General features: G+C 57.2%; 19 protein-coding genes and 1 tRNA gene. 11 read left to right on the top strand and 9 right to left on the bottom strand.

Annotation, left to right across the window (positions count from 1 at the left end):
• Window positions 1-152 precede the first annotated feature (152 nt).
• Both M5B98_RS00745 and M5B98_RS00740 read left to right on the top strand, forming a co-directional pair.
• Window positions 153-1,778 carry an NADP-dependent glyceraldehyde-3-phosphate dehydrogenase gene (locus M5B98_RS00745; RefSeq protein WP_248741432.1) on the top strand — a complete coding sequence of 542 codons (1,626 nt, stop codon included), beginning with the start codon at window positions 153-155 and terminating at the stop codon, window positions 1,776-1,778.
• A gap of 46 nt (window positions 1,779-1,824) precedes the next feature.
• Window positions 1,825-2,865, top strand: a complete 1,041-nt coding sequence (locus tag M5B98_RS00740; RefSeq protein ID WP_248742146.1) for an FUSC family protein — start codon at window positions 1,825-1,827, stop codon at window positions 2,863-2,865.
• A 3-nt stretch (window positions 2,866-2,868) separates the two neighbouring features.
• Here M5B98_RS00740 and M5B98_RS00735 read toward each other — a convergent pair whose 3' ends face one another.
• The gene (locus M5B98_RS00735) at window positions 2,869-3,762 is read right to left on the bottom strand and encodes a DMT family transporter (RefSeq protein ID WP_248741431.1); all 894 of its coding nucleotides are present in this window, start codon (window positions 3,760-3,762) and stop codon (window positions 2,869-2,871) included.
• Window positions 3,763-3,901: 139 nt separating this feature from the next.
• On the opposite strand from M5B98_RS00735, the gene M5B98_RS00730 reads away from it, so the two are divergent.
• Window positions 3,902-4,339: an Lrp/AsnC family transcriptional regulator gene (locus M5B98_RS00730; protein WP_007955121.1), complete on the top strand. Its 438-nt coding sequence runs from the start codon at window positions 3,902-3,904 to the stop codon at window positions 4,337-4,339.
• 40 nt (window positions 4,340-4,379) lie between these two features.
• Window positions 4,380-4,706, top strand: a complete 327-nt coding sequence (locus M5B98_RS00725) for a YceK/YidQ family lipoprotein (protein ID WP_248741430.1) — start codon at window positions 4,380-4,382, stop codon at window positions 4,704-4,706.
• Window positions 4,707-4,778: 72 nt separating this feature from the next.
• Here the strand turns inward: M5B98_RS00725 and M5B98_RS00720 are convergent, their stop codons facing one another.
• Window positions 4,779-5,450, bottom strand: coding sequence for a Bax inhibitor-1/YccA family protein (locus M5B98_RS00720; protein WP_027613775.1), 672 nt, complete (start codon window positions 5,448-5,450; stop codon window positions 4,779-4,781).
• Window positions 5,451-5,572: 122 nt separating this feature from the next.
• Between M5B98_RS00720 and M5B98_RS00715 the strand changes: the two genes are divergently transcribed.
• Window positions 5,573-5,660, top strand: a tRNA-Ser gene (locus tag M5B98_RS00715).
• A 35-nt stretch (window positions 5,661-5,695) separates the two neighbouring features.
• On the top strand, window positions 5,696-6,469 hold the full coding sequence (locus M5B98_RS00710) for a hypothetical protein (RefSeq protein ID WP_248741429.1): 774 nt from the start codon (window positions 5,696-5,698) through the stop codon (window positions 6,467-6,469).
• Between the two features lie 138 nt (window positions 6,470-6,607).
• On the opposite strand, the gene M5B98_RS00705 is transcribed toward M5B98_RS00710, so the two are convergent.
• Both M5B98_RS00705 and M5B98_RS00700 read right to left on the bottom strand, forming a co-directional pair.
• Window positions 6,608-7,918, bottom strand: a complete 1,311-nt coding sequence (locus tag M5B98_RS00705; RefSeq protein WP_318654170.1) for an ArnT family glycosyltransferase — start codon at window positions 7,916-7,918, stop codon at window positions 6,608-6,610.
• Window positions 7,919-8,253: 335 nt separating this feature from the next.
• Window positions 8,254-8,775: an AidA/PixA family protein gene (locus M5B98_RS00700; RefSeq protein ID WP_248741427.1), complete on the bottom strand. Its 522-nt coding sequence runs from the start codon at window positions 8,773-8,775 to the stop codon at window positions 8,254-8,256.
• 366 nt (window positions 8,776-9,141) lie between these two features.
• On the opposite strand from M5B98_RS00700, the gene M5B98_RS00695 reads away from it, so the two are divergent.
• The 5 genes from M5B98_RS00695 to M5B98_RS00675 all read left to right on the top strand — a co-directional run bounded on the left by M5B98_RS00695 (window position 9,142) and on the right by M5B98_RS00675 (window position 11,373).
• Entirely contained in the window at window positions 9,142-9,531 is a 390-nt protein-coding gene (locus M5B98_RS00695) for a hypothetical protein (RefSeq protein ID WP_248741426.1), read from the top strand.
• 29 nt (window positions 9,532-9,560) lie between these two features.
• Window positions 9,561-10,211, top strand: a complete 651-nt coding sequence (locus M5B98_RS00690) for an SMI1/KNR4 family protein (protein WP_248741425.1) — start codon at window positions 9,561-9,563, stop codon at window positions 10,209-10,211.
• A 77-nt stretch (window positions 10,212-10,288) separates the two neighbouring features.
• Window positions 10,289-10,642 carry a hypothetical protein gene (locus M5B98_RS00685; protein WP_248741424.1) on the top strand — a complete coding sequence of 118 codons (354 nt, stop codon included), beginning with the start codon at window positions 10,289-10,291 and terminating at the stop codon, window positions 10,640-10,642.
• 87 nt (window positions 10,643-10,729) lie between these two features.
• Window positions 10,730-10,915, top strand: a complete 186-nt coding sequence (locus tag M5B98_RS00680; RefSeq protein ID WP_248741423.1) for a hypothetical protein — start codon at window positions 10,730-10,732, stop codon at window positions 10,913-10,915.
• A 77-nt stretch (window positions 10,916-10,992) separates the two neighbouring features.
• Window positions 10,993-11,373, top strand: a complete 381-nt coding sequence (locus M5B98_RS00675; RefSeq protein WP_248742145.1) for a c-type cytochrome — start codon at window positions 10,993-10,995, stop codon at window positions 11,371-11,373.
• 16 nt (window positions 11,374-11,389) lie between these two features.
• On the opposite strand, the gene M5B98_RS00670 is transcribed toward M5B98_RS00675, so the two are convergent.
• The 5 genes from M5B98_RS00670 to M5B98_RS00650 all read right to left on the bottom strand — a co-directional run bounded on the left by M5B98_RS00670 (window position 11,390) and on the right by M5B98_RS00650 (window position 14,811).
• Complete coding sequence (locus M5B98_RS00670) at window positions 11,390-11,887, bottom strand: hypothetical protein (RefSeq protein ID WP_248741422.1); 498 nt, start codon at window positions 11,885-11,887, stop codon at window positions 11,390-11,392.
• 97 nt (window positions 11,888-11,984) lie between these two features.
• Entirely contained in the window at window positions 11,985-12,689 is a 705-nt protein-coding gene (locus M5B98_RS00665) for an alpha/beta fold hydrolase (protein WP_248741421.1), read from the bottom strand.
• A 108-nt stretch (window positions 12,690-12,797) separates the two neighbouring features.
• Window positions 12,798-13,316, bottom strand: a complete 519-nt coding sequence (mug, locus tag M5B98_RS00660; protein ID WP_248741420.1) for a G/U mismatch-specific DNA glycosylase — start codon at window positions 13,314-13,316, stop codon at window positions 12,798-12,800.
• 73 nt (window positions 13,317-13,389) lie between these two features.
• Complete coding sequence (locus M5B98_RS00655) at window positions 13,390-14,289, bottom strand: pirin family protein (protein WP_248741419.1); 900 nt, start codon at window positions 14,287-14,289, stop codon at window positions 13,390-13,392.
• A gap of 84 nt (window positions 14,290-14,373) precedes the next feature.
• Entirely contained in the window at window positions 14,374-14,811 is a 438-nt protein-coding gene (locus M5B98_RS00650) for a DoxX family protein (RefSeq protein ID WP_114882599.1), read from the bottom strand.
• Window positions 14,812-14,956: the final 145 nt, after the last annotated feature.

The raw sequence follows: 14,956 nt of genomic DNA, 5'->3' as shown, positions 1-14,956 counted from the left end.
GCGGCTCGGCATCGGCTAAACGGTGGCAATTTTGCTGAGCCCTCTGCCCTGCGCCTTTGCGTGACATTCGCGTGACATTTGCGGGTTTAAATTGCAGCGCGTTCAGGCGTATAACCTGTACAGACTTTTCAATTGGCAAGCAGGGTAGCGACATGACCACAGCAAACATCCTTGGCAATCTGTTCCCTTCTGTCAGCGACATCCCGGAAAAATACCGCCTCGACGGTCAGGTCGAACAACGCGAATACCTGGTCGATGGCCAGTTGCGCCGCTGGGACGGCCCGCTCGCCACCGTGCGCAGCCCGGTCTATCTGCACGGCGAAAACGGCGATGAACAAGTGATCCTCGGCAGCACGCCGCTGCTGGACGCCGACACCGCCCTCACCGCCCTCGACGCCGCCGTGCGCGCCTATGACCGGGGCCAGGGCCTGTGGCCGACCATGCGCGTGGCCGAACGTATCCAGCACGTCGAAGCCTTCCTCGGACGCATGCGCCAACAGCGCGACGCCGTGGTGAAACTGCTGATGTGGGAAATCGGCAAGAACCTCAAGGACTCGGAAAAAGAGTTCGACCGCACCTGCGACTACATCGTCGACACCATCAATGCGCTGAAAGAACTCGACCGCCGCTCCAGCCGCTTCGAGCTTGAACAGGACACCCTCGGCCAGATCCGTCGCGTACCGCTTGGCGTGGCGCTGTGCATGGGCCCTTACAACTATCCGCTGAACGAGACGTTTACCACGCTGATCCCGGCGCTGATCATGGGCAACACCGTGGTGTTCAAACCGGCCAAACTCGGTGTGCTGCTGATCCGGCCGCTGCTCGAAGCGTTCCGCGACAGCTTCCCGACCGGCGTCATCAACGTGATCTACGGCAGCGGCCGCGAGACCGTCAGTGCGCTGATGGCCAGCGGCAAGATCGACATCTTCGCCTTCATCGGCACCAACAAGGCCGCCAGCGACCTGAAGAAACTGCACCCGAAACCACACCGTTTGCGCGCCGCACTGGGGCTGGATGCGAAGAACCCCGGCATCGTTCTGCCGGAGGTGGATCTGGACAATGCCGTCAGCGAAGCCGTCACCGGCTCCCTGTCGTTCAACGGCCAGCGCTGCACCGCATTGAAAATCCTGTTCGTGCATGAAGACGTGGTCGAAAGCTTCATCGAAAAATTCAACGCGAAACTGACCAGCCTCAAACCGGGCATGCCATGGGACAGCGGTGTGTCGCTGACGCCACTGCCGGAGTCGGGCAAGGTCGATTACTTGCATGGTCTGGTGGCCGATGCGCAAAGCAAGGGCGCCCAGGTGGTCAACCCGAATGGCGGCGAGTCGCGGGAATCGTTCTTCTATCCGGCGGTGCTGTACCCGGTGACGCCGCAGATGCGCGTATATCAGGAAGAGCAGTTCGGCCCGGTAGTGCCGATCGTGCCGTACCGTCACCTCGATACCGTGATCGACTACGTGCTGGAATCGGACTTCGGCCAGCAACTGAGCATCTTCGGCACCAACCCGGTGGCGGTCGGCCGCCTGGTCGATACCTTCGCCAACCAGGTCGGGCGGATCAACCTCAACGCCCAGTGCCAGCGCGGCCCGGACACCTACCCGTTCAACGGGCGCAAGAACTCCGCCGAGGGCACGCTGTCGGTACACGATGCGCTGCGGGTGTTTTCGATCCGTACGCTGGTGGCGACCAAGTTCCAGGAACCCAACAAGGATCTGATCAGCGAAATCATTCGCGGGCGCGATTCGAATTTCATCGCCACCGATTACATCTTCTAAGGAGGAATCACCGCTGAGCACTTTCAGCCCCCACCGCTGGCCGCCGCTGTTGCGGCGGATCCTGCGGCCGCTGCTGGACCCGTACCGTCGCTATCGGCATGCGCGGCTGATTCATGCGGTGCGGGTAGCACTGGGACTGCTCGCGACAATCCTGCTGACCACCGGCATCAACCTGCCCCACGGCGAGTGGGCGTCGGTGACCATGCTGGTGGTCATCGGCGGTTTGCAGCATCACGGCAACATCGGCAAGAAAGCCGCCGAACGCGCCACCGGCACCTTGATCGGTGCCGGCGTCGGTCTGTTGCTGGTGGCGCAACAGGCCTGGCTGGGAATGCCGTGGCTGACCTATTTCGCGATGGCGGTGGTGTGCGGATTCTTCTCGTATCACGCCATCGGCAAGGGCGGCTACACTGCCCTGCTCTCGGCCATCACCGTTTTCATCGTCGCCGGACATGGTGACAACCCGATCACCGACGGGCTGTGGCGCGGGGTCGATATCCTGATCGGTATCGCCCTGGCCCTGGCCTTTTCCTTCGCCCTGCCGCTATACGCGGTGTACTCGTGGCGCTACAACCTGGCCGATGCATTGCGCGATTGCGCCACGGTGTACGGACGGATCATCAGCGGTGAGCCGGTTTCCGCCGATGAACATCTGACACTGATGGGCCGGTTGAACACGGTGATGGTGCAACTGCGTTCGCTGATGCCGTCGGTGTCCAAGGAAGTGAAGGTCTCGATGACCGAACTGGACGCGATCCAGCGCAACCTGCGCATGTGCATCAGCACCCTGGAAATCCTCGGCAATACCCGGCCGGACACCAACGACCCTGAAGCGATGGCGCATCTGCAATCGGCCTTGAAGGCCGAGCATCGGCAGATCCGTGTGCAACTGATCGGCATGGCCCGGGCCCTGAAAACCGGTGCGACTCAGCGCCTCGGGCGCCCGGTGGAAATGCCGGACGCCAGCCTTGATGCGCCGGTCTACAGCCCTCTCGACGGTTACCGTCTGCTGACCCGGCAACTGGCGTCCAACATCGGCGAAATGCGCCAGCGCCTGGCGAAGACCGCACCGCGCTGGAACATCTGAGGATCACTGCGCCGCCAGACGCCGCGACTTGAAGCCCCAGCCCTGTTGCATGCCGGCGGCGGCCAGCAGGATTGCCGCTACGCCGATCCATTGCAGGGTCTGCAGTTGATGTCCGAAGGCAAACCAGTCGACGAAAATCGCAGCAATCGGGTAGATGAACGACAGTGCGCCGGTCAGTGCCGTCGGCAGTTTCTGGATCGCGCCGTAGAGCAACACGTACATCAGACCGGTGTGGACGATGCCCAGCGTCACCAGGCTGGCCCAGGCACTCGGCGCCTGTGGCAGCGCGTTCAAGTGGGCGAACGGTGCCAGCAGCAACACACCAGTGCAGACCTGAATCAGCGCGATCAGGTGTGGCGGCGTGCCAGTCAAGCGCTTGATGATCAGCGCAGCGATTGCGTACAGGAATGCCGCCCCCAGTGCCAGCGCAATGCCCATCAGGTAATCATTGCCGCCCTCGCCCTGCCCGCCGTGGGCACTGACGATGGCCAACATTCCCATAAACGAAATCGCCAGCCAGAACAGCTTTTGCAAGGTGATCTTCTCGCCCAGAAACAGCGCCGCCAATCCCACCAGCATGAACGGCTGCACGTTGTACACCGCCGTACCGATGGCAATCGAGGCCCGTGAATAGGAGGCGAACAGCAGCACCCAGTTGCCGACAATCGCCACACCGCTGAGCACGGCCAGCAGGAACGTGGTGCGGGTCAGAATGTCCGGACGCAAGAAGCCGAAAGCGGCGCAAATCAGCAATAACGTCCCGGCACCGAATACGCAGCGCCAGAACACCACATCCAGTACAGGCTGCCCGGACACCAGCACAAACCAGCCGATCGTCCCGGATATCAGCATGGCAGCGGTCATTTCGAATGAGCCGCGACGGATTGTTTTGTCCATCATCAATCTCCTTAATGTGTGGCAAAAGTATGCCAAGCGAGACAGTGGCTTCTCCAGCGCAAAAAGCAGGCTAAACTCGATTTCCGCCTTTTTTATCAAGGGTGGTTTGCGTCATTCGCCTAATGCGGGAGTTGTTTGTATGACCGACGATATTGACCAGATCCTGATCGGGGCCTTGATGGAAGACTCCCGACGTTCGCTCAAGGCCTTGGCGCAGATCAGCGGGTTGTCCTCGCCGAGCGTGGCTGAGCGCTTGCGCCGACTGGAAGAGCGCGGCGTGCTCAAAGGCTATACCGTGGAGATCGACCCGAAGTGCTTCGGCTACCAGTTGCAGGCCATCGTCCGTGTGCGGCCATTGCCGGGGCAATTGCAGGAGGTGGAGCGGCAGATTATGTCGATTCCCGAGTTCACCGAGTGCGACAAGGTCACCGGCGAGGACTGTTTCATCGCCCGCCTGCATGTGCGTTCGATGGAGCAGTTGGATACCTTGCTCGACCGCCTCAATACCCTGGCCGAAACCAACACTGCGATCGTCAAGAAGACCCCGGTCAAACGACGATTGCCGCCGATGGCGTGAGCGGCGTAGATTGAGTTTTTTCCAGCGAAGGATTCGCGGCATGAAAATTCAGGCGGTGATACTGACGGCATTGATGCTGGCGGGTTGCGGGACCATACAGACCGTGGCGCTCAGCGATAAAACGAACGTCGATCAGTTGAAGGCAAACAAAACCTACTGTGGCGCCGTACCGCGTATCTACAGCGGCGTGACGTACGACTTCTGCATGTTGCACGCCGAAAAACCGGATGACGTCGATGCCTTCAACTACAAGAACCCGTCCCTCGGGCTGGTGGTCGACGGAGCCGTTTCCGGGGTGCTGGATACGCTTCTGCTGCCCTACACGATTTACAAGCAGCACGCCGATGGCAGCATGGTCATCAACTGATTGCCTGATCACGTTTTTGCAGACAACAAAAAACCCGCTCTCGCGGGTTTCCTGTTTATAGCGGTGTAGCAATCAGTCGTCGCGGCTCATGATGCCGAAGATCTGCAACAGGCTGATGAACAGGTTGTAGATCGATACATACAGGCTGATGGTCGCCATGATGTAGTTGCGCTCGCCGCCGTGGATGATGGCGCTGGTCTGGAACAGGATGCAGACCGACGAGAACAGCACGAAACCTGCGCTGATCGCCAGTTGCAGGCCGCTGATCTGGAAGAACATGCTCGCCAGCGTCGCACCCAGCAACACGAAGAAACCGGCGGTGATGAAGCCACCGAGGAAGCTCATGTCCTTGCGGGTGATCAGCACGTAGGCCGACAGGCCACCGAACACCAGTGCAGTCATCGCGAACGCGGAGCTGACCACTTCAGCGCCGCCCTGCATGCCCAGGTAACGGTTGAGGATCGGGCCGAGCAGGAAACCCATGAAACCCGTCAGGGCAAACGCCGACACCAGGCCCCAGGCCGAATCACGGAGTTTGTTGGTGAGGAAGAACAAGCCGTAGAAACCGATCAGCACCACGAAAATATTCGGGTAGCCGACGCGCATCTGCTGGGCCACGAAAGCCATCACACCACTGAAAGCGAGGGTAAGCGCCAGCAAGCCGTATGTGTTGCGCAGGACGCGGCTAACCTCTAGCTGCTCAGCCTGCACGCTGTTATGAACTGCGTAATCCTGTTCGCGCATGGCGACACTCCTGTTGGTTTGAAACGTTCAGTCGCAAAGATCATAACAGACGCTCTGTAACAAGCCATGCACAGAGTTTGACAGTGTGTTTCATTCAGGTATTATGGCGCCCGCAACGCAACGGAGGTGTGGCCGAGTGGTTTAAGGCAACGGTCTTGAAAACCGTCGACTGTAACAGGTCCATGAGTTCGAATCCCATCGCCTCCGCCATATTTGATACGACAAAGCCCTGATTATTCAGGGCTTTGTCGTTTCTGCAACTCGTGTTTTCCGGTCCTCCCTTTCCGGGTGGTTTCCGCATCTTTTCGGTCATTTCCGTAAACCTGCCCTTCCGACAGTACCGGGTCGACCTCGAAACACTGGAGGATATGACTGTCGTCAACAGGCAACTTTCCAGCAGCAAAGGACGCTTAATGAGAACACCGCTACTCGCTATTGCCCTCGCAACTCTATTGAGCGCATGTGCCATCCCTTACCAAACCCCGGAAGCCCGCGCCAATATTGAACGCGATTTGAAGCTCGGCGCGGATGAAATCGTCACTATCACCGAAACCAACTGGTGCTTGTTTCCCTATGGTGATTTGCAGGTGTGCAGGCCCACGCAAGGCCTGGGAGTGCTGACCAAAAGCAAGCTGGTGCTGGCTCTCTATAAGGGCGGCATCTACCAGCAGGCTGAAGTCATCAAGGCCAGCGATGTGCAGTGTGCCCACCTGCAAAGTGGCAGGGCCGCAGCCGATACCTTCTACCTGTTCAGTGAGCGTTGGGCCGCCATGCTGGCGCCGATTACCGTGGGAGGAGCCTTGGCCCTCGACAAGAAAACCCAGTTCCTGAGCGTTTTGGTGCCGCCAGGCACTGAGAGCTTCACGGCTGGCCAGGGAAATTTTATTCGGGTCACCGATCGCAAGAATTACTCGGCTGTGGCAGTACCGGGTACCAACACCTATGTAGGAACCAGCGAGAGTATTCACCAGATATTCAATCCGTGTACGCAGGAAAAGAAGCTCTCTACCGGATCATGAGTCCTGGCCTTTCGAGTGAAACAGTCCCGGCAGCAATTGCAGCGCAAGTAATTCAATGCAGGCCCGAAGCGCCGGGCCTCGCAGCATGACTATCGAAACGTTGCAGTAGAAGCAGTCGATGGCTGCTTCTACTGCTGTTTACCAAAACCAATACGGCAAGAACTTCGGCGTGGGCTCGATCATCAGTTCCAGGTGATAAGTGACGGGATTGAAGAAAAACATATCCAGAATCAAGAACGCCCCTACCCCAAACGACAGCGTCATGAACTCGCGATAAGGATGTTCGGAGAAGTACTCGCGTCTGGTGTGGTAGAAGCTCAACAGCGCAAGCAACCCCAGGCCTGCGCCGAGATAGTTAGGCTGCAACGGAATTTCGGAAAAGTTGTTGTAGACCAGAACCGACACCAGCATCCCCAGCCCCAGTACGGGCAACTTCAGGCAGAACTTCAGCAGGCCGTTTTTGGCGCGTACGAAGGCGGCTTCCTTGCTGACAAAAAGGTACGCGGCCAGAAGTGAAATAGCCGGGGTAATTGCCAGGATGTAACGGGCTTTCTTGGAGCTCGGGATTGTGAACAGTACCAGCAGCACCAACAGCCACCCGGTCAGATAGAGCAGCAGGTCTATGTCCTTATCGCGGGTCGAACGGAAGAACAGTTTGTACTTCTTCAGAATCACGTTGATGGCGTAAAACACCGTAAAGCCGTAGGTAAACAGGCCTGCGGAGAAGTAAAAGTAATAACGCGGCGCATGATCGGAGCCGAAGCGTCCAATGCCCTGCATGTTCAACACTTCTTCCAGAAACAGTTGTCCCCCTTGCAGGTAGGCCGCCCAGGCCAGCAGCACAACCCCGGCGGCCAGAATCAGACCCGAGAGAAATGAAAAAAGCAGCAACATGCGCCATTGACGGCTCAGGAAGTAGTAAGCCCCGATGACACAGGCGGGCCCGATCAAACCGATAGGCCCACGAAACGCAAATCCAAGCGCCAGCCCTACGAACAAAAACACCAGACGGCGCGGATCCTTTTTCAACTCGGCCGAATAGGCCACATAGAAGCAGATCAACGTAAACAGGGCCGGATAGATATCCAGTGCCAGTGAGTTCACACCGTCCAGAAAGGCCCAGGTCAACAGGCTGAAAAGTACACCGTATGCGCCCCACTTCTTGCTGTGCAAGGCCCCGAGCCTATAAATGAACACCAGCATCAGGGACGCGGCAATGCAGGAAGGCAGGCCCATTGAAAGTATGGAAACACGGCCGAACGGCAAGGAAACCAGATAGACCAACAAGGTATTGAGGACCGTGTAGTCGGGATAAGGCTTGAGGTCGTCGGCAATGGGAAACAGCGTGACGCCGTGCAGCAACATGTACTCGGCAAAATCGACAAAGCGCGTTGTGTAGTTGAGGACTGCAGGTTTGTACTGCAACATCATGAACACGGCCAGTGTCATGAAGAAAATGCTCAGGCATGGATTTCTTGCAATCAATCCTTTCAACATGCCTGCCCGCCAAGTGCGCTCTACAACAAGCGGGGCATCAAATCGATCCATCGGTAACCCTTTAGTGAAGTTGTTCTTTTTGGCCAGAATCCTGAATGTCCGGTAACGCTGGAATTGGCTTCCTGCTTCCCGGAAAGTTGAATTTGAGACTAGCCCACGGCGGGGACTATTCAAGCATTACGCGCCCCAACATTCCCTGAACGAGACTGATGAAAGTCGATAAAAAAGCCCGGCCAGACACCTTCGTCACTGACGAAGAGTATCTGGCCGGGCTTATGGCTGTTCAGTTATTGGTTATTGACGGTGATGTAGGGATCCCAGGTGTGGTCTGTGCCAATCTGGTTAAGGTCGCGGTCGTACAGGGCGAAGTTGATGGTGTACCAGAGTTTTCCGGGATTCAGAGCAGTGGCTTGCCACAGGGAGTACGTCACATCGGTTTTGGAAATGCCACCGGGAGCCGCTTTATTCAAATAGATCACTACACCGGGCACGTTGAAAGAGACCGGTGTCGAGATGGTGCCTTTGTAATCGCCACCCTGATGAGGGTCGCCGGGCTGGACGTTCTTGATCTGTGCAATGCGGTCGAAGTTGCGCGACAGCGTGGTGGCGCGCCAGCGGATGTTGTCGCCGGTTTTGACATCGATCCACAACTCGTTGCCGCCTTCGCCGGTGTTGCCGCTGGCATGGGGATCGACGGCATCGCGCGTTACCAGCATGGAAATCGCACCACCGACGTCACCGGGATGGGCGATCAGGTAGTCGGCATCGATATTGACGAGCACGTCGTAAGTATTAGTCGCACTGGACATTTTGCTGCTCCTTGTTGGAATGGCACAAACGACCGCGCCCGCAAAGGCTGTCCGGCTCATCCGGTCCCTGGATGCGGTCTGCGAAGAACGATAGGAGATGGCTTTATGGTGTCAACGTGCGATCAGTTGACGCGGGGTAAACGCGGTGTGATGTGGCGCGAACAAGGCTTTGATTTGCTTCTCTGCTGGCCAATCTCGTCATGGTTTACTGGATGTACGCTGACTGTTTGAGTTGGCAAAGGCGCACACTCAACGTCGGTAAATGCTGGCGAAGCACCCTCGACAGGTAACGACAGCGGCTTAAAACATCGGTAGTATTTCGGCTTTTTTTACCAGCATTCAACTCGGACGAAAGCTAATCCAGACATGAAAAAACCACCCGCTCTTCTTGCGCTAATTATCGCTTTGTATGTCACATATTCTGTATGGCCATTCCTGTTTGGGCCTACACCTGACAGCCTGGGCCATGTCGCATTTTCATTGACTGTTTCGCTTTTTGCTTTTTACGGAAGTGCGATTGCTTGCAATATTCTGGCGATCGTATGTGCCATTGCTGCTCAGAGTGTTCTCGGCACTGCCATAGAGATCGTAGAGAGCAATATCTACTTGAGCGCATTCTTGATTGCTGCTGCGCTGTTTCTGGCGCGCGGCGCTCACTATTTGCTTTTTAGCAAGCGAATTCACGAGTTCCAAGGAAAGTATGCGCAAGTATCCGAGGGGCATTCCGGCCTTTCACAAAACCTGAAGCTACGTTAGCGTGCACGTTTTTAAACCGGGAAGCTTTGATGAAAGCGGTGATGGAACGACTTGAAAAATGGTTGGAAGCCAATATTCCTGAAATACGCGAAGATTTGGCTCCGGGATGTTCGAACACTGCAATCGCCGAGTTCGAAAACCTGGTTGGCAGGCCTTTTCCAGAGAGCTTGAAGGATCTCTACAGGTGGCATGACGGGCAACGCGGTGCTACGAATTCAGGCCTTTTCTATGGTCTTGAGTTTCTGTCGCTGGCAAAGGCCAGAGAGAATTGGGAGTCCTGGAACGACATTATCGATGGGTGGTCGCCCGAAGAAATGACCGAGGCGAGCAGGTTCTGCACATCAGGAACTCCCGACGCTGTCCAGGCACTGTATGCCAACCGATACTGGATTCCTTTCGCCTACGACTACGGTGGCAACCATCTCGGAGTGGATCTGGACCCGGGAGCGCGCGGAACCGTAGGTCAGGTCATCAACTTTGGAAGTGACGAAGAAGATAAATACGTTGCGGGCAGCTCCGTTGCTGCGTTTATGGAATGGTTCGTTGATGAGCTCGAAAGTGGCAACTTCGCAATCAGTGAGGAAGATGATGGTTCTCGAAGCTTGAACACCAAGGTGCCCGAGTTGTTTCATTTTCTGGATGCGGTTCCCGTTCTGTTCGGGGCGCAGCGTGCTGAGTGAGTCGGAATAAACGCATAAAAGGGGACTGATTTTCAGATAATAAATCAGTCCCCTTTTTGAGACGCAGGAGAACGGCCATGTACGCTTTCGCGATCAGAGAAGGCTATGGCAGCAAAGAACTGCTGATTGAGTTCTGTCCACAGCCATCGGATATCGGGTTCCAGGAGGCGCTCCGCCTGGTACTGGCGCCATTGGGATTCTCGGTCAGCACCACGGAGCATGGCATATGGGCATCCCACTCCCATTCAGAAAGCAAGTTTGGAACTGTCCGAATTGACAGCGACGCCTGGACCGTTTTCGGAGAAGCCGACCAGTGTTCCGACAATCCCACCCTCAACGGGCAACTCATTTATGAGCTCGGCTCAATACTGATCACTAGCGGGGCGTTCCAGGAAGTTCCGTGGCATGGCGCTGGCAATTCGGATGACTAAATTTCTGCAAAGCGCTAGTTGGCGAAGACATTGGCACTTTAGATCCAGCACGCCCAGGGAGGCATCGGATCAAAAATGGATTTCATCATGGATTTCTTGTTCAACCTGCTGGCGTACAAGGTAGGCGTTTTCGTGCTGCAATTGCTGAGTGGCGGCCGCTTCAAGGGAGAAAGCGGTTTTGCCTGGGGCTGGGCACTCGTCGTCGGCGGTTTGGTGCTTTACACACCTTTTGTGGTGTTTATCGCCCTGCTCATTCATTACAGCGGCGGGTAGCTGTCCGTCGCTCGCATCATCTTCGGAAGTACACGATGCGCTTCATCGTCAAAACTCATCAAGATCGACCTATAAAAATGAAAACATCGTTCACGGCTTTACTGGCCACGTTGTTCATCACTCAAACAGCACCCTCCTTCGCAGACAACACCAACGGAAAGAATCTCTACTCACAGAGATGCGCCGTGTGCCACGGGCCCGATATCAAGGGAAACGGCCCATTGGCCCATAAAAGCGATCCGCCAACTCCCGACCTGACGACGCCCGCCTTCAAGAAACGACTCAGTGATTACCCGGGCGTGATCGTCTCCTCGATCATCCTTCGCCCGAACGGTGACCTGATCCCGAAAACCTTGCGCGAAAATGGTGTAAAGATCCCGCCGCACGCCTGGAGCGTTAACGACTTTCGCGATTTGAATCAGTACATGGTCGGTGTGATTTCTAAGAAACAGCCCTGAGCCTCCCTCTTCTGCTTCAGTCAGTCTTTTTGTCGCTCCCTTTTATGTTTTCAATCAGGTCAACGACATAGTCCTGATTGAAGCCCGCGACAAATGACCAGAACAGCAACTTGGCGTAGGCCGAATATCCTTCCGCGTGCTGGCAAAAAATGTCATTGAAGATTTGCTTCAGGCATTGTGGATCCTCATCCGGAACGATCACCGGAAACAGATCGCCCCTGATAACGCCGGAAAGGAACAAGAGATACAACAGCCCCGCCAGTATCCCGCCTATGAATGAAGGCAGGATCAGAGCGAACCATGATCGGGAGAGGTTTTCGATTTCCGGGTCGTCAAGAATTGAAAGTCGTCGGTGAAACCCGACATAGCCCCCGACATTGCCGGCGATACAAACGATAAACGGCACTTTGTAGTCGGGCAGGCTGTAAGTAACGGCAATTGCCAGCACCAACAGGGCTATGAAAATCCAGAATATCCGCTTCCAGATAACGTTGAGGTCTTCCTGACGATTCATGATCAGCTCCCTGATCCTGGCCACATGTTGATCTTCTTGACGATAGACGAATTCCGTCGCACGAATGGAAGATCAGACGGCCCTCACAAGCTTGCATTTAAACACTCGACGCCAGTCCCGCAGTGATCGCGGCCAACCACTCGGGATTCTGCAACACCAGCGGCAACAAACCGTTGTGACCGGCATCCGGAACAACCCACAACTGCCGGTCCTGTGCCTGAGTCGCAGCGGCCAGAAGACGCTCTGGAATTTCCAGCGGTATGACCTCGTCCCGTTCCCCCGCGATCACCAGCAGCCGGCCCTTGAACCGACCGAGAATGTCCCAGGCGTCGCTCGCCAGCCAGCTGCGGGGCTGGCGAATGATCGCCGAGAACTCAGGGCCGAACGGCACCTTGTACGCCTGCGGGGTGTAGATCCCGGGCACGACCAGGATCAGCATCCGGACATCCAGGATTTCGCTCAGGCGCACGGCGTTGTAGGCACCCATGCTGATGCCGATCAGAGCGGTCGGCGTGGTTCCACTGTGCTCGATGACCGATAGCGACTGCTGTTCGCGCCGCTGCAGGGAAGACTCGGCGAATACGCCGCCGGTTTGTCCATGCCCGATGCAGTCCAGCGCGGTGGAGCCTATCCCCTGCCCGTGCAATATCTGCCGAAGGTCTGCAAACACTTCTCGGCTGCGGGCACCGCCACCGTGGATGCAGAACAAATGCGGGCGACCGCTGGCCGGCAGCGTATCGGCGTAAAGCTTGTGGCTTTCGAACGGGACGGTGAACTCGTTTGCGGTTTGGAGCGAATGCATGAATTGCGGGTTTCCTGGACGACAGACCGGGTGCCATTGGGGCGATTGCTGCCCAGTGCGGGATTATGCCTGAGCGCACAGCACCGTTGATGAAAGTCACGCGGCGCTTTATCCCGATGCGCTCGACGCCAGATAAAGCGCTCGATACGCCGTCACCAGTTGATCCTGTTTGAACGCCAGATTGCGGCCGCTGGGGTTGGGCAGAATCCACACATCGGCCCCGCCGAACGTGCTGTCCTGCGCACCCCATTCAAGCGCTTTTTTCCCGGACAACCCGGCATAGGCAGCCTTGCCGAGAAATGCCACATAACGCGGGGCATAACGTTTGATCTTGCACTCGAAGTCCCCCGCTGCTGCGGTGAATTCCTGCGCCGTCAGTTGATCCGCCCGTGCCGTCGGCCTTTCCACCACGGCAGTCAGCCCGCAGTGGTAATGCAGGATCGAGCGATCGTTTTCCGGGGCCACTTCAACAGGCGTGAACCCGGCCAGATGCAGCGTGCGCCAGAACCGATTGCTGCGCCCGGCAAAATGATGCCCCTGCTCCGCCGCCAACAGACCGGGATTGATCCCGCAGAACACCACGGACAGGCCTTTAGTCAGGATGTCTTCAAGTCTCTCGCCCGCCATAAAAGCCTCTGCCAACCATGTTGTCGACAGTTATAGCCGTAGCGCCCGCATCATCAAACGACTTTTTACTGGACTACTTGAACACCGGCACCGCCCCCACTCCATCCGCCTGCTTGAGATACTCGCGCAACCGCCCGCCGATTTCCGCGATCTTCTCTTCGCCCTCTTGCAGAGCTTGCGGGTTGGTGTGCACGGAGTAATTGCCCAGCGCCAGCTCATGAGGATGAGGCTGCGCCGAGCCGATCACGAATACCGTGCCATCGCGCAGGGCCTTCAGGGTAACGGCACCGTTGCCCGGCTCGAAGACGGCCATTTCGCCCGCGCTGACCAGATCCGGTGTCGCCAGCAATCCACGGCTGACGCTCAGCCACAATGACTCATGCCCTTTTGGTGGAGCGTAAGTCCAGGTTTCGCCGGCATTCAGCGTGACCAACAGATAGTTGATGCCGGCAGGCGCCCGAACCGGGCTTTGCACGCCTTGATGGACGCCGAGAATCACCCGCGCCGGCCCCGTTTCAGGCATCGCGGAGGATTCCAGATACTGGCTGTCGACACTGGCGTTCTCCAGCTCCGGCGGCAAAGCCACCCACAGTTGAAAGCCCTGAATCCGCTGCGACGTGCCGACCGACATTTCCTTGCCGTGCCAGACCCCGCCACCGGCGCGCATCCACTCGACACCGCCGTAATCGATCATGCCCTTGCCCGATCCGGCGTCCTCGAAACGCAGGTTGCCTTCGGTAATCACCGTCACGGTAGCGATCCCCGAGTGTGGGTGCATCGGCATGTTGTGAATGAACGACGCCTCGCCTTCGAACAGGTCGAGGAACACGAAGGGTTTGATCAACTGGCCCAGATCCGAAGGGCTCATCAACCGCACGATCGAGCCGTGTCCGCTGCCGCTGGTGCGGTAGTGCAGAGTGCGGTGAGTGACAGGTTCGCGGGTGTAGCCAGAGAGATGTTGCTGAACGGTCATGATGATTACTCGATTCTGATGCGGGGAACGGCCAACAAACGGCAAAGCGCCGCGAGGGAACCTGTCCCTCGCGGCGCTCGGCTTTCAGCGGCGACGGGCGTCGAGGCTGAAGCGACCGGCACCGAAGGCCACGACTTGCAGCAGGCCACCGGCCATGGCGATGTTCTTGAAGAAGTGGATGAACTGGTTCTGGTCAGCCAGCGCATTGTGGAAGGCCAGTGCTGTGACCACGCTGAATGCGGCCAGCACAGCGGCGACGGTGCGGGTGCGGTAGCCGGCGATCAGCGCCAGGCCGCCACCGATTTCGACGATGATTGCCAGTGCCAGCGCCACTTGCGGCAGCGGCAGCCCTACCGAGCCGATGTAGCCGATCATCATGGCCGGCGCGGCGAGTTTGGAGAAACCGGAGAGGATGAAAATCACGCTGAGCAGGACGCGGCCAATCAAGGCAGCCGATGCTTGCTTGGTGTCGGAAGCGTTCTGTACAGCAGTTGCTTGGGCGATGTTTGCAGAAGTAGCCATGGGAGTATTTCCTTCAATGGGGTCCGGTTCGACTTGAACCGTCCGGATGAAGAAATGTTGCGCCTCGGCAGCTAATCTGAATAGCCGACTAATTTAGATCGTTACGTTCGATAAAATAGGTAAGCTGTTCACCCAGTAAAGGCCT

Origin of the sequence: Pseudomonas sp. MWU12-3088 (assembly GCF_023242405.1) — a bacterium.
In the GTDB taxonomy this organism is placed as follows: Bacteria; Pseudomonadota; Gammaproteobacteria; order Pseudomonadales; family Pseudomonadaceae; genus Aquipseudomonas; species Aquipseudomonas kribbensis.
The sequence above is the reverse complement of the archived record's forward strand: the minus strand, read 5'-3'. Positions and strand labels throughout refer to the sequence as shown.

What these genes read in the sequence shown, in the direction of transcription:
- M5B98_RS00745 (WP_248741432.1), top strand. Translation starts at nt 153, where the DNA reads ATGACCACAGCAAACATCCTTGGCAATCTGTTCCCTTCTGTCAGCGAC.
- M5B98_RS00735 (WP_248741431.1), bottom strand. Translation starts at nt 3,762, where the DNA reads ATGGACAAAACAATCCGTCGCGGCTCATTCGAAATGACCGCTGCCATG.
- M5B98_RS00730 (WP_007955121.1), top strand. Translation starts at nt 3,902, where the DNA reads ATGACCGACGATATTGACCAGATCCTGATCGGGGCCTTGATGGAAGAC.
- M5B98_RS00725 (WP_248741430.1), top strand. Translation starts at nt 4,380, where the DNA reads ATGAAAATTCAGGCGGTGATACTGACGGCATTGATGCTGGCGGGTTGC.
- M5B98_RS00720 (WP_027613775.1), bottom strand. Translation starts at nt 5,450, where the DNA reads ATGCGCGAACAGGATTACGCAGTTCATAACAGCGTGCAGGCTGAGCAG.
- M5B98_RS00705 (WP_318654170.1), bottom strand. Translation starts at nt 7,918, where the DNA reads ATGACACTGGCCGTGTTCATGATGTTGCAGTACAAACCTGCAGTCCTC.
- M5B98_RS00700 (WP_248741427.1), bottom strand. Translation starts at nt 8,775, where the DNA reads ATGTCCAGTGCGACTAATACTTACGACGTGCTCGTCAATATCGATGCC.
- M5B98_RS00695 (WP_248741426.1), top strand. Translation starts at nt 9,142, where the DNA reads ATGAAAAAACCACCCGCTCTTCTTGCGCTAATTATCGCTTTGTATGTC.
- M5B98_RS00690 (WP_248741425.1), top strand. Translation starts at nt 9,561, where the DNA reads ATGAAAGCGGTGATGGAACGACTTGAAAAATGGTTGGAAGCCAATATT.
- M5B98_RS00685 (WP_248741424.1), top strand. Translation starts at nt 10,289, where the DNA reads ATGTACGCTTTCGCGATCAGAGAAGGCTATGGCAGCAAAGAACTGCTG.
- M5B98_RS00680 (WP_248741423.1), top strand. Translation starts at nt 10,730, where the DNA reads ATGGATTTCTTGTTCAACCTGCTGGCGTACAAGGTAGGCGTTTTCGTG.
- M5B98_RS00675 (WP_248742145.1), top strand. Translation starts at nt 10,993, where the DNA reads ATGAAAACATCGTTCACGGCTTTACTGGCCACGTTGTTCATCACTCAA.
- M5B98_RS00670 (WP_248741422.1), bottom strand. Translation starts at nt 11,887, where the DNA reads ATGAATCGTCAGGAAGACCTCAACGTTATCTGGAAGCGGATATTCTGG.
- M5B98_RS00665 (WP_248741421.1), bottom strand. Translation starts at nt 12,689, where the DNA reads ATGCATTCGCTCCAAACCGCAAACGAGTTCACCGTCCCGTTCGAAAGC.
- mug (WP_248741420.1), bottom strand. Translation starts at nt 13,316, where the DNA reads ATGGCGGGCGAGAGACTTGAAGACATCCTGACTAAAGGCCTGTCCGTG.
- M5B98_RS00655 (WP_248741419.1), bottom strand. Translation starts at nt 14,289, where the DNA reads ATGACCGTTCAGCAACATCTCTCTGGCTACACCCGCGAACCTGTCACT.
- M5B98_RS00650 (WP_114882599.1), bottom strand. Translation starts at nt 14,811, where the DNA reads ATGGCTACTTCTGCAAACATCGCCCAAGCAACTGCTGTACAGAACGCT.